General features: G+C 53.2%; 12 protein-coding genes and 2 pseudogenes. 6 read left to right on the plus strand and 8 right to left on the minus strand.

What is annotated here, in order from left to right:
* Positions 1-62: 62 nt before the first annotated feature.
* Complete coding sequence (locus tag ECL_RS10465) at positions 63-1,451, minus strand: sensor histidine kinase (RefSeq protein WP_013096742.1); 1,389 nt, start codon at positions 1,449-1,451, stop codon at positions 63-65.
* Positions 1,451-2,128: a response regulator gene (locus ECL_RS10470; protein WP_013096743.1), complete on the minus strand. Its 678-nt coding sequence runs from the start codon at positions 2,126-2,128 to the stop codon at positions 1,451-1,453. The genes ECL_RS10465 and ECL_RS10470 overlap by 1 nt, the downstream gene beginning before the upstream one ends.
* Positions 2,129-2,333: 205 nt before the next feature.
* Between ECL_RS10470 and ECL_RS10475 the strand changes: the two genes are divergently transcribed.
* Positions 2,334-3,167, plus strand: a complete 834-nt coding sequence (locus ECL_RS10475) for a MipA/OmpV family protein (RefSeq protein WP_013096744.1) — start codon at positions 2,334-2,336, stop codon at positions 3,165-3,167.
* Positions 3,168-3,437: 270 nt separating this feature from the next.
* On the plus strand, positions 3,438-3,716 hold the full coding sequence (locus ECL_RS10480) for an SDR family NAD(P)-dependent oxidoreductase (RefSeq protein WP_054442341.1): 279 nt from the start codon (positions 3,438-3,440) through the stop codon (positions 3,714-3,716).
* A 9-nt stretch (positions 3,717-3,725) separates the two neighbouring features.
* On the opposite strand, the gene ECL_RS10485 is transcribed toward ECL_RS10480, so the two are convergent.
* A protein-coding gene (locus ECL_RS10485) for an IS3-like element ISSen4 family transposase (RefSeq protein WP_087451024.1) occupies positions 3,726-4,846 on the minus strand; the annotation gives its coding sequence in 2 pieces (ribosomal slippage) (positions 3,726-4,588 and positions 4,588-4,846; 1,122 coding nt in all).
* Positions 4,847-4,929: 83 nt separating this feature from the next.
* On the opposite strand from ECL_RS10485, the gene ECL_RS10490 reads away from it, so the two are divergent.
* The 4 genes and pseudogenes from ECL_RS10490 to ECL_RS10505 all read left to right on the plus strand — a co-directional run bounded on the left by ECL_RS10490 (position 4,930) and on the right by ECL_RS10505 (position 8,690).
* On the plus strand, positions 4,930-5,379 hold the full coding sequence (locus ECL_RS10490; protein WP_256125062.1) for an SDR family oxidoreductase: 450 nt from the start codon (positions 4,930-4,932) through the stop codon (positions 5,377-5,379).
* A gap of 245 nt (positions 5,380-5,624) precedes the next feature.
* Positions 5,625-6,794, plus strand: a pseudogene (locus ECL_RS10495) (IS3-like element ISEc52 family transposase).
* A 122-nt stretch (positions 6,795-6,916) separates the two neighbouring features.
* Positions 6,917-8,066 (plus strand): annotated as a pseudogene (locus ECL_RS10500) (IS3 family transposase).
* Between the two features lie 72 nt (positions 8,067-8,138).
* Positions 8,139-8,690 (plus strand): alpha/beta fold hydrolase, encoded by a 552-nt coding sequence (locus ECL_RS10505; RefSeq protein WP_237707068.1) that lies wholly within the window; start codon positions 8,139-8,141, stop codon positions 8,688-8,690.
* Between the two features lie 70 nt (positions 8,691-8,760).
* On the opposite strand, the gene ECL_RS10510 is transcribed toward ECL_RS10505, so the two are convergent.
* The 5 genes from ECL_RS10510 to paaK form a co-directional block, all read right to left on the minus strand.
* Positions 8,761-9,243 (minus strand): hypothetical protein, encoded by a 483-nt coding sequence (locus tag ECL_RS10510; protein WP_013096748.1) that lies wholly within the window; start codon positions 9,241-9,243, stop codon positions 8,761-8,763.
* 82 nt (positions 9,244-9,325) lie between these two features.
* Positions 9,326-9,838: a GNAT family N-acetyltransferase gene (locus tag ECL_RS10515; protein ID WP_013096749.1), complete on the minus strand. Its 513-nt coding sequence runs from the start codon at positions 9,836-9,838 to the stop codon at positions 9,326-9,328.
* A gap of 38 nt (positions 9,839-9,876) precedes the next feature.
* Positions 9,877-10,473, minus strand: coding sequence for a phenylacetic acid degradation protein PaaY (gene paaY, locus ECL_RS10520; RefSeq protein ID WP_013096750.1), 597 nt, complete (start codon positions 10,471-10,473; stop codon positions 9,877-9,879).
* 9 nt (positions 10,474-10,482) lie between these two features.
* Positions 10,483-11,415 (minus strand): phenylacetic acid degradation operon negative regulatory protein PaaX, encoded by a 933-nt coding sequence (gene paaX, locus ECL_RS10525; protein WP_029883661.1) that lies wholly within the window; start codon positions 11,413-11,415, stop codon positions 10,483-10,485.
* A gap of 135 nt (positions 11,416-11,550) precedes the next feature.
* Positions 11,551-12,867 carry a phenylacetate--CoA ligase PaaK gene (paaK, locus tag ECL_RS10530; protein ID WP_013096752.1) on the minus strand — a complete coding sequence of 439 codons (1,317 nt, stop codon included), beginning with the start codon at positions 12,865-12,867 and terminating at the stop codon, positions 11,551-11,553.
* Positions 12,868-12,886: the final 19 nt, after the last annotated feature.

A 12,886-nucleotide genomic window follows, 5' to 3' on the forward strand; every position in this document is an offset into this window, starting at 1 on the left:
TGACCCGCCCCGTAAAAAAGAGTTTCCATCACGCACGAAATGGGATCACCCTCGCGTTTTCTTCAGGCAAACGCCGGGTTGGGGAAATCCACCGTCACCCTGAGCCCACCGTCAGCAGAGGTACTCAGGCTCACGCTGCTGTTGTGCTGCTGCGCCACCGCTTTAACGATGGCCAGACCCAGCCCGCTCCCGTTCTGCACCTGATTCGGATCGCGGAAAAACCGGTCAAACACCCGTTCCCTCAACGCCACCGGAATACCCGGCCCGGCATCGGAGACGCTGAATTGAGTGGACGTCTCCGCCGAAAAGAGATCGACCGCCACCCGCCCGCCTTGCGGGCTGTATTTGATGGCATTTTCAATCACATTATCGATAAGCGACATCAGACGCTCCCTGACACCGCTCACCCAGCTTTCTTCCAGAGCGTAGAATTCAAGCTCAATATTACGTTCCGCGGCGAGCGGTGCCAGCACCGCCATGCGCTCCTGGATGAGCGTCGTAAGCGGCACCGGCTCCATCGCCGTATCCACGCTTGCTTCGCTGTGCATCATCAGCAAAAGCTGATTAACCAGACGTGCCGCCCGGCTATTGCTGCGAATAATCCCTGCAAGTAGCGCCTGTTGATTATCACTGCTGACGTAGGCCTGCAACGCCTCCACATTGATTCGCATCGCAGCCAGCGGCGTGCGCAGTTCGTGAGCGGCATCGGCAATAAATACCCGCTCCCTTTCCGTGCTTTCTCGCACCCTGGCAAGGAACTGATTAATCGCATTCACCATCTGGCTAAGCTCCCGGTGCGTTGGAACCGCCTTTAACGGAGAGAGATCTTCTGGCGCGCGCGAGGCAATTTCATTCACGACGTTGTTCCACGGGCGCATAGCGATGCGGATTGACAGCCATGCGGGAAACAGAAGAAAAGGAATACACACCAGCAGCGGCATGATGTAGTAGCCGCGCGAGTTGAGGTAGATAAAGAAATTCCACCCCGCTGCAGGCGTCACCAGCGTCACCTCCACGTCGGAATTCGCGGATTTTAGCGTGCGGCTGGTCCAGCTACGTCCGTCGCTGTGAATTCGTTCTATCTTCCCCAACCGGGTATTTTTCACGCCTATCGGTGCGCCAGCAGAGGCATACAGTATTGCATTATGCTTGCGAATAATCATGGTGATGGAGAGTCCCGCATCATCCCCGCCGCCGTAATCTTCCCGCAACGCCTGGCTGAATTGCTCCAGCACCTCGCTTCGTTCCTGCGTACGCCCTTCCATGTGTTCAACAAGAGTAAATATGGTTTTATATGTCTTATCGCCGGTCAGGATCGGGGGGCTACGCAAGTCATCCCACAACATCCAGGTTAAAAAAAGACACCACAGCAGGGTCAGCAGAAGCATCTGAGCGACCATGATTCGCCGCACCAGCGTGGGCACCCGCAGGAAACGCCACAGGTTTCGCATCAATTTGCTCCCTTCTGAATCGCAACGGTGTCAATGACATACCCGACGCCCCGCACCGTTCGTACATAGCCGTCGCCAATTTTTCGACGCAAGTTCCCCATATGCACATCAAGCGCATTACTCATGTTTTCTTTCGCACCAAAGATCCTTTCTTCCAGAAAACGGCGCGTAAGCACGCGGTCAGCACGCAACATCAGGGTTTCAAGCAGCGCGTATTCGCTGGCCGTCAGCTCAATATGGCGGGAACTCACCGTGACGCGACGCGTCGGCACATGCAGGGATAATCCTCTGATTTCTACCGCCTCGTTTTGATAGCCATAACTGCGTCGCGCAAGCGCCCTCACCCGGGCCAGCAGCTCGGCGAGCACAAACGGTTTAACCAGATAGTCATCGGCACCGGCATCCAGCCCGCTCAGGCGATCCTGCAGCGTTTCTCGCGCCGTCAGGATAATAACGGGGATGCCTTTTAGCTGCTGACGCACGTACGCCATCAGGCTCATGCCATCGCCATCCGGCAGCCCCAGGTCGAGCAGAATAAGTTCAGGCGCGCAGACAGCAAGTTGATGCAGCGCATCCTCTTTGCGGCGGACCCATATGACATCTAATCCTTGATCTGCAAGGGCAATACGCACGCCATTGCCGAGATCAAGGTCGTCTTCAATAAGTAATATTTTCACAAGGGCAACTTTATCAACCGTGAATGAAGAACGTCTTAAGAAAGAGACGGTAACAGGTAATTTAACAGTTTTGCATCATCGGCATCTGCTTCAGTCTTTCTTCATTTTGAGCTCATAAGAACCTTAGGGTGGACATTCAAACTGGGCGCTCTGGCGATTAACACCGCTTGTAACGTAATCATTTGAATCCAAAAGGACTTCTTTAATGAGACATATCGAACTGCGTCACTCGGTCCCCCTTTCGCTCCCGGGGCTCAGTCTGAAGAACATCGTGCCAGGCGCGCTGCTGGCATTACTGGCCACCCCGGTACTGGCCTCAGAACAACAGGGCAACGTGCTGACTTTAGGCGGAGGCGTGGATGTTGCGCCCCGCTATTCGGGTTCGGATAAAAACCGTGCCACCACGGCGGTGGTGGTGGATTACGCGATGTATAACGGATTCTTCGTCAGCACCACGCGAGGGATCGGTTACGGCAACAACATCGGCAACCTGGATTACAGCGCGGCGCTGAGCTATCGCGCGGGCCGTAAGGATCGGGACGTGGACAGCGATTCGATCAGCGGCGGCAGCGATTATTTGCGCGGTATGGGCGACATCAAAGGTTCGGCTCTGGTGGTGCCAGGGCTGGGGTACAAAGTGACCGACTGGCTGAATCTGCAATTACAGGCAGAGGTGCCGGTTTCGGAGCGAGACAACGGCGAAGCGCTGCATTTCGGCATTTCCAGCCCGCTCTTTACCTCACCGAACAACGCGGTGACGCTGTCGCTGACCGGTAGCTGGGGCAGCAGCAAGTACATGCAGACTTACTATGGGGTGAATGCATCCCAGTCCGCCGCATCCGGATTTGCCCGATATGACGCTGGCGCGGGAATTTATGCCTGGTCAACGAATCTCGACTGGACGCACAAGCTCACCCAACGCTGGAGCGTGGTTGCTGGCGCAGGCGTTACGCAGCTGATGGGAGATGCAGCCGACAGCCCGATTGTTCAGCGAAAAACCTCGCCGACGGGAAGTTTGAAGGTTACGTACAGTTTCTGATTTATTTGGATGGAACGCCAATTCCCGCCCCGTGTTAGATGACGGGGCGGCACTTGATAGGGATAAGGAACGTATCGCGTCAGGTTGACAGGTCATGATTGCAGGCTGGCATGTGTACCAATACGCCATTCTGTTCCTGCGTGAGCGTCGGTTTTGAGCGAGGAGCAAACGTTGGCAATTATTCTGCTAGCCTAATAAAGGGTTAGTAAAAAATGGGATTTCAGTAAGCATTGGATTCTCATTCTGCCAAACGAAACTGAGGATTTTAATATGGGGCCTTATCGCACTTATCTAATCACTGGTGCAACAAAAGGGATAGGAAGAGCACTCAGTGACAAATTATCAGAACAGGGTCACCAGGTTGTGGGTATTGCCCGTAATGTTGATGCCAGCTTTCCGGGGGTTTTATATACGGCTGACCTGAGTAGCGCTGATGAGACTAACTTAATTTTATTAAAAATAGTCGAAAATCACGAAATTCACGGCATTGTAAATAATGTGGGTGTAGCCTTACCCCAACAACTTGGAGTGACCTGCCCCCACGATTAGATACAACACTCAGTTAGTAACGTCGGAATCTTCATTCTCAGAATGACCCTTTCTCCAGCCCGCTGCAAATTCAGACGGTGTCTGATAATTCAGCGTGGAGTGCGGGCGGCATTCGTTATAATCCTGCCGCCAGTCATTAATAATTTTCCTGGCATGAACGATATCGCTGAACCAGTGCTCATTCAAACATTCATCGCGAAATCGTCCGTTAAAGCTCTCAATAAATCCGTTCTGCGTTGGCTTGCCCGGCTGGATTAAGCGCAACTCAACACCATGCTCAAAGGCCCATTGATCCAGTGCACGGCAAGTGAACTCCGGCCCCTGGTCAGTTCTTATCGTCGCCGGATAGCCTCGAAACAGTGCAATGCTGTCCAGAATACGCGTGACCTGAACGCCTGAAATCCCAAAGGCAACAGTGACCGTCAGGCATTCCTTTGTGAAATCATCGACGCAGGTAAGACACTTGATCCTGCGACCGGTGGAAAGTGCGTCCATGACGAAATCCATCGACCAGGTCAGATTGGGCGCCGCCGGACGGAGCAGCGGCAGACGTTCTGTTGCCAGCCCTTTACGACGTCTTCTGCGTTTTACGCCCAGGCCACTGAGGTGATAAAGCCGGTACACGCGCTTATGATTAACATGAAGCCCTTCACGGCGCAGCAACTGCCAAATACGACGGTAGCCAAAACGCCTGCGCTCCAGTGCCAGCTCAGTGATGCGCCCTGATAAATGCGCATCAGCAGCCGGACGGTGAGCCTCATAGCGGCAGGTCGACAGGGATAAACCTGTAAGCCTGCAGGCACGACGTTGCGACAGACCGGTCGCATCACACATCAACATCACGGCTTCCCGCTTCTGGTCTGTCGTCAGTACTTTCGCCCAAGAGCCACCTGAAGCGCCTCTTTATCCAGCATGGCTTCGGCAAGCAGCTTCTTGAGTCTGGCGTTCTCTTCCTCAAGCGACTTCAGGCGCTTAACTTCAGGCACCTCCATACCGCCATACTTCTTACGCCAGGTGTAAAACGTGGCATCGGAAATGGCATGCTTGCGGCAGAGTTCACGGGCGGGTACCCCAGCTTCGGCTTCGCGGAGAATACTGATGATCTGTTCGTCGGAAAAACGCTTCTTCATGGGGATGTCCTCATGTGGCTTATGAAGACATTACTAACATCGGGGTGTACTAATCAACGGGGAGCAGGTCAGGAGGCATTGATATTCAAACGTTCCTGAAGGTCATGGATATAAACGTACGGGTGGCAGTTCAAATAACACAAGCACTCATCGGCAACATGAAGAGCAGAGGCTGGGGAAGAATAGTTAATGTATGTAGCCGTGCCATCTACGGTGCGATTGACAGAACAGCTTACTCAGCAGCAAAAAGTGCTCTGGTAGGTTGTACACGGACCTGGGCATTAGAGCTTGCTCAATTCGGGATCACCTCAAATGCGATTGCTCCTGGGCCAATAGAGACAGAGCTTTTTCATAAAACACGACCTGTTGGAAGTGAAGCAGAACAACGTATTTTATCGACAATCCCAATGGGCAGACTGGGTTCTCCTGCTGAAGTGGCTTCAGCAATAGCCTTTCTTTTATCACCAGAAGCGAGTTTTATTACTGGCGTAGTACTGCCTGTTGATGGTGGAGGAAGCCTGGGAGGACGTTAGAAACGTTCAGAAACTCTGTGGAAATAGACAACGCCTACCCATGGCTGAAATTTGATATTGTCGCAGTTAGTAAGATATTTTTAACCTGTCTAATCCAATAAATACACTGATGCATTTAAGCGAGACCTATGAGTTTAAAGCCGCGTAAAATCGTTTTAATTCCAGGGTTTATGTGAAGTGGTTTACTGAATTTGGCCACCTGAACAGAGGTGATATGCTCACCTCAGAACAACACAGGTGTCATAATGAAAAAAAGAAATTTCAGCGCAGAGTTTAAACGCGAATCCGCTCAACTGGTCGTTGACCAGAACTACACCGTGGCAGATGCAGCCAGCGCTATGGATGTCGGCCTTTCCACAATGACGCGATGGGTGAAACAATTACGTGATGAACGGCAGGGCAAAACACCAAAAGCCTCCCCCATTACCCCGGAACAAATTGAAATCCGTGAGCTCAGGAAAAAGCTACAACGTATTGAAATGGAAAATGAAATATTAAAAAAGGCTACCGCGCTCTTGATGTCAGACTCCCTGAACAGTTCTCGATAATCGGGAAACTCAGGGCGCGTTATCCTGTGGCCACTCTCTGCCATGTGTTCGGGGTTCATCGCAGCAGCTACAAATACTGGAAAAACCGTCCTGAAAAGCCAGACGGCAGACGGGCTGTATTACGCAGTCAGGTACTTGAACTGCATGGCATCAGCCACGGCTCTGCCGGAGCAAGAAGCATCGCCACAATGGCAACCCAGAGAGGTTACCAGATGGGGCGCTGGCTTGCTGGCAGACTCATGAAAGAGCTGGGGCTGGTCAGTTGCCAGCAGCCGACTCACCGGTATAAGCGTGGCGGTCATGAGCACGTTGCTATCCCGAATCATCTTGAGCGACAGTTCGCCGTAACGGAACCAAATCAGGTGTGGGGCGGTGATGTGACCTATATCTGGACGGGTAAGCGCTGGGCGTACCTTCGCCGTTGTTCTCGACCTGTTCGCAAGAAAACCAGTGGGCTGGGCCATGTCGTTCTCGCCGGACAGCAGGCTCACCATGAAAGCACTGGAAATGGCATGGGAAACCCGTGGTAAGCCCGTCGGGGTGATGTTCCACAGCGATCAAGGCAGCCATTATACGAGCAGGCAGTTCCGGCAGTTACTGTGGCGATACCGGATCAGGCAGAGTATGAGTCGGCGTGGAAACTGCTGGGATAACAGCCCAATGGAGCGCTTCTTCAGGAGTCTGAAGAACGAATGGGTGCCGGCGACGGGCTATGTAAGCTTCAGCGATGCAGCTCACGCAATAACGGACTATATCGTTGGATATTACAGCGCACTAAGACCGCACGAATATAATGGTGGGTTACCGCCAAACGAATCAGAAAACCGATACTGGAAAAACTCTAACGCGGTGGCCAGTTTTTGTTGACCACTTCAATGCTGAATGAAATGCTTTGGCATGAATTTGAAACATACCTCCCGTCAAACTGAATCGCCACGGGTTTAACAGACACCTCAGAGTCATTTAAGATGGCTTAAAGAGAGGTGCCCATGAGCGGTAAGCGTTATCCCGAAGAGTTTAAAACTGAAGCAGTCAAACAGGTTGTTGATCGCGGTTATTCTGTTGCCAGCGTTGCAACACGTCTCGATATCACCACCCACAGCCTTTACGCCTGGATAAAGAAGTACGGTCCGGATTCTTCCGCTAATAAAGAACAGTCAGATGCTCAGGCCGAGATCCGCCGTCTCCAGAAAGAGCTGAAGCGGGTTACCGACGAACGGGACATATTAAAAAAAGCCGCGGCGTACTTCGCAAAGCTGTCCGACTGAGGTACGCCTTTATCCGTGACAACACCTGTTGCTGGCCTGTTCGCCTGCTCTGTCGGGTGCTGGATGTTCATCCCAGTGGTTTTTACGCCTGGCTTCAGCAGCCGCATTCACAACGCCATCAGGCAGACCTGAGACTGACAGGACAGATTAAACAGTTCTGGCTGGAATCGGGATGCGTCTATGGTTATCGCAAAATCCATCTGGATCTGCGGGACAGCGGGCAACAGTGCGGAGTGAACAGAGTCTGGCGACTGATGAAACGTGTCGGGATAAAGGCTCAGGTCGGATACCGGAGCCCGCGGGCACGTAAAGGCGAGGCCAGTATCGTGTCGCCCAACAGGCTCCAGCGACAGTTCAATCCGGATGCTCCGGATAAGCGTTGGGTAACGGACATAACCTACATCAGGACCCACGAAGGCTGGCTGTATCTTGCCGTGGTTGTTGATCTGTTCTCACGCAAAATTATCGGCTGGTCCATGCAATCCCGGATGACAAAGGACATTGGTCCTGAACGCACTGCTGATGGCTGTATGGCGCCGTAATCCCCAAAAACAGGTGCTGGTTCATTCGGATCAGGGCAGTCAGTACACAAGCCATGAGTGGCAGTCGTTCCTGAAATCACACGGCCTGGAGGGCAGCATGAGCCGTCGCGGTAACTGCCATGATAATGCGGTTGCAGAAAGCTTTTTCCAGTTGTTGAAACGCGAACGGATAAAGAAAAGAGCTACGGAACGCGGGGAAGAAGCCCCGCAGCGATATTTTTGATTACATCGAAATGTTTTATAACAGTAAGCGTCGGCATGGTTCCAGCGATCAGATGTCACCGACAGAATATGAAAACCAGTATTATCAACGGCTAGGAAGTGTCTAGATTATCCGTGGCGATTCAAACTGTATTGTTCATCATGCAGCGGTAACTGAAGGACGAACCATTCATGATGTAGTGCAGCATTTGATTACTCTTCTGCCTGAGAAGTTTTCTTTGATAGGTTTTTCGATGGGAGGGTATATTGCCCGGCAACTGGCAGCAGAATTCCCTGAACGTGTAGAGTCCTTAGTGCTTATTGCCAGTTCCTTACGGGAAGATACGCCGTTAGAGGCTGAAGCAAAGCGGAAAAGCGTGCAGTCATTGTCCCCCACAACGTTTAAGGGGCTGAGCAGACATGCTATTGCCCGGTCACTCCACCCTCTAAACACATCAAATCAGGATATGATTTCAGCTATCCAGAAAATGGGATGCTCTCTGGGATTTGAAGCCTTCATCACGCAATCATCCTTGTCCAGGCAAGGTATACCTTCTGCAACGATACGTTGTCCAACACTGGTTATCGCCAGTGAAGATGATGCCATCCGTTCGATGAAGGAGGCAGAAGAATTGGTCGAAGCCATACCTTATGCGTCGTTAAGAATCATTCTGGATTGCGGCCATATGATTCCGCTCGAACAGCCCAGGGAGTTGGCAAGAACTATTGTTGAATGGATCCCGGCTACGTAAATTATTGGGGGTTTATCCGGCAAATATCCTGACTTACTTCATCAGGGTATGTAGCGCAACAGCCCATATTTCACTCCTCCCTCCAGGGAACAGGCTCACCAATAAAGGTGTGCGTACAGCAGCGGCAAGTCACCTTTACATCCTTTGCACTAATCGATGGGTTAACCTGTTGTAAAATGCCATTCTCGTCAACAAACAGGCCCGGATAAAAGCTGCTATCGCCAATACAAACTAAATCCCTTTGCTGAGGCTCATGCAACGCGACTAACCAGAACACAGGCTCGGTAGTATCAAGACGTCCACAAACTTCACTGAAAACGTCATCCCACCGCTTGCCAATCTGTTTGAGCAAAAAGTAAAACAATGGCGTGTAGTCACGTCCTCGCTTTTGTCCACTGTGCATGGTTTCACGTGTTACCAGCAGCTCATCCCCGGATTTTTTACGATTACGTTCCCAGCGATACTCAGCGCCAGGGTTGTTAGAATAGTGTCGTGTCGTCGTGTTGACGCTACGATACAATTTACGTGACTTGTGCTGTTGATGAGCCCGCATAGCCAGATCTCCCCCATCCCTCTTTCTGAACCAATAATCCCTGTCTGACGAAGACAAAACGCCCCCTATAAGCAAAGGAAAGCTATAACTCCATCCCCATGATCTTCAATACACTCCGCTGCGACGCTGTTTCGAAAACCGTATCCTTGATAAACCGCATCCCCTGCTTTTCATAAAATCGCCGGGCACGTTCATTCTGTTCAAGCACCTCGAGCCACAGAAACTTTTTGCCATGACTGCGGGTAAGTTCGATGACGCTGCTAAACATGCTCTGACCGTAGTGATTACTCGTCTTAGTCGGATCAAGATAGAGTTTGTTAAGAAGCACACCGCTGATGTCGGTATCAGAGATTGTGGCTTCCCATGTCAGTTTCATAAAACCAATCGGCTGATCAAGGTCCGCCACATACCAGCTTGTGCCGCTGTCTCTCAGACTCTGTTCTATCGCCGCAACAGAATATTCGGACTTCAGAAAATCGTTTAGCTCTAATTCCGACTTCCACAGATGCTTAAAGTGCGCGGGATAGATGCGATAGCCCAGTTCACTGAGTAATACTGAATCTGCTGATGTTGCTTGTCGTATGAGTAATGTCACAGGATGCTCCCTTGCCCGGTAATATACATTCCCCCCGCTCACACCGCCGATTTCGGCCGTAAATTCTCATCAAACGTCAGTCGTTTGCGTCCTGGCTCTTCTTCGCGCAGCGGCTCCACCTGATGCATCGTCAGCTTACAGCGCTCCACCAGCACCTGATACTCGCGCGTGCCCTGCTGCTTCCAGGCCAGTTCCTGTTCACTCAGCTCACGAATCGCTTTCGCCGGACTGCCGATAATCAAATGGTTAGCGGGCATCTCGGCTTTCGCCTTCACAAACGCCGCCGCGCCGACGATGCTGTTTTCGCCAATCACCGCACCATCCATCACCACCGCGTTCATCCCTACCAGGGCGTTGCGGCGGACAATACAGCCGTGCAGAATGGCGCTGTGGCCGATATGGCCGTCCTCTTCCACCACCGTATCCTGCTCCGGGAAGCCGTGCATCACGCAGTTATCCTGAATGTTCGCGCCATCTTTCACCACAATACGGCCAAAGTCGCCGCGCAGGCTGGCATTGGGGCCGACATACACGCCTTTGCCCAGGATCACATCGCCAATGAGCACCGCTGTCGGGTGGACATAGCTCTCGTCTGGCACCACCGGCGTCAGACCGTCAATTTGATAAACAGGCATCCTCACTCCTTATGCGGTCGCAAGACCACCAAAGCGTTGATAATAAAGCGTGCCGGGCACGGGCAATTCACCCACCGAGGTTTCGCCTTTCTCGCTGACAAACGCCAGCGCTCCCGGTGCCACACGCTGATAGATGTTGATGCAAAGCTGTCGCGCGCTTTGACCCGCCCAGTGTGCAGGCAGTAGCTCCTCTGGCAGCAGCGGATCTTTCAGCACCACGCGACGATAAAAGTGGATCAGTAACAGCTGGATGTGGAAGCAACGCTCCGGCGTAAGCTCTTCCGGCGTAGCCTCTTTCAGCAGCGGCAGCAGCGGACGGAACGACTGAATAAACGTCTCGTACATCGCGTTCTGTTCGGTCAGCTGCCAGCACTCCTCAACGCGGGAACGCAGCGCCGCGCGCGAAAGTGCCAGTGGTGAATGGGCTTCGAAGAAGATGACATTTTCCGCCACGCCCGCGTCATGAAGCAGCGACTGCACATCCGCCAGATGCTGCGAGGGCGAAGCCATCAGGCTGGGCGCCAGCGTGCCAAACCCTTGCCAGATAAGTTGTTTTTTCACATCGGCAAGCGTGGTTTTATCGAGACCTTCGGAGAGCAGCAGCAGCCATTTGCCATCCCAGGCGGGCAGCTCCGCGCGGTAGATCTTATTCTCCGCCCTGCGGGTTAAACGCAGCCCTTTGTCGCTCAGGCGGTAATAACTGCGACGCCCGATGCGGGAGACATCCAGCCAGCCCTCTTTGTTGAGGCGAAACAGCGCGGTTCGCACGAAGCGCTCGCCAAAGCCCATCCCTTCGAGCAACGCGGCCAGGCTGCCAAGCCAAATCTCGCCGCCGCGATGGGAAAGCGCGTCACCGTATAACGAGGAGATTAGCGACGTCCCGCTGATGGGAACCGAACTGACCGCATGCTGAATAAAGGCGTCGAGTTTCATGTGATTCATTCTGTTGGTGTTTTTGTCCTGGATGAATCATAGCATACGAATCCTGGATAGACCCTCACCCTAACCCCTCCCACAGGGAGAGGGAACTCAATACACCCTCTCCCTGTGGGAGAGGGAACGTAGAATGAGGATAATTCAACCGTTGGCCGCCACTTTACGCAGGTCAAACACCCGGCAGGCTTTCCCCTCCGAGCGCGGGATGCTGCCGCAGTTAACGATCATGACGTCCGTGGAAATCCCGACCATCGATTTTATGCGATGACGCAGCTGATGGCAGACCTGACAGCGCTGTTCGTGGGTCAGCGAAAGACTGCTCTCTTTCAGCTCCACTTTTACAGAAAGTGAATCAAGATGCCCCCGACGGTTCACCTCCAGCTGGTAATGCGGAGAGAGATGCTCAAACTTCACAATCTCCTCTTCCAGCTGCGACGGGAAGACGTTCACACCGCGGATAATGAGCATGTCATCGCTGCGACCGCTGATCCTGTCCATGCGGCGCATGGTGCGGGCGGTACCCGGCAGCAGACGGGTCAGGTCACGGGTGCGATAGCGGATCACCGGCAGCGCCTCTTTGGTCAGCGTGGTGAACAGCAGTTCGCCCTGCTCGCCGTCATTAAGCGGGGTGCCGTCGTTCGGGTTGACGATCTCCGGGTAGAAGTGATCTTCCCAGATGGTCGGGCCGTCGGCGGTTTCGAGACACTCCATCGCCACGCCCGGCCCCATCACTTCCGAAAGGCCGTAGATATCCAGCGCCGTAATGCCTAACCGTTTTTCGATCTCATGACGCATCGCCTGGGTCCACGGCTCGGCACCGAACACGCCCACGCGCAGGGAGCAGGCGCTGGCATCGCCGCCCATCTGGCGCTCCAGTTCTTCAATCAGGTTGAGGCAGTAGGAAGGCATCACCATGATCATATCCGGCTTAAAATCGCGGATCAGCTGCGCCTGCTTCTCGGTCTGGCCGCCGGACATCGGGATCACCGTGGCCCCTAAACGCTCGGCACCGTAGTGAGCGCCCAGCCCGCCGGTAAACAGACCATAACCATAGGCCACATGGATTTTGTCCTTCGCGCTGCCCCCGGCGGCACGCAGGGAGCGGGCCACCAGATTGGCCCAGTTGTCAATGTCGCTCTGGGTATAGCCCACGACGGTCGGTTTCCCGGTTGTGCCGGAGGAGGCATGAATACGCACCACCTGCTCCATCGGTACGGCGAAGGTATCGAACGGATAGTTATCGCGCAGATCCTGCTTGGTGGTACACGGGAACTTGCGAATATCGGCCAGTTCGCGGAAATCGTCAGGGTGAACGCCCGCGGCATCAAACTTACGTTTGTACATCGGCACGTTGTTATAGGCGTGGTTCAGCGTCCATTTCAGACGTTGGGTCTGCAACGCCTGTAATTCGTCAATGGACGCGGTTTCGATCGGATCAAGCTTTGTTGTATTTATCATCGCAGGGTACTCACATTAT

Origin of the sequence: Enterobacter cloacae subsp. cloacae ATCC 13047 (assembly GCF_000025565.1) — a bacterium.
GTDB classification, from domain to species: Bacteria; Pseudomonadota; Gammaproteobacteria; order Enterobacterales; family Enterobacteriaceae; genus Enterobacter; species Enterobacter cloacae.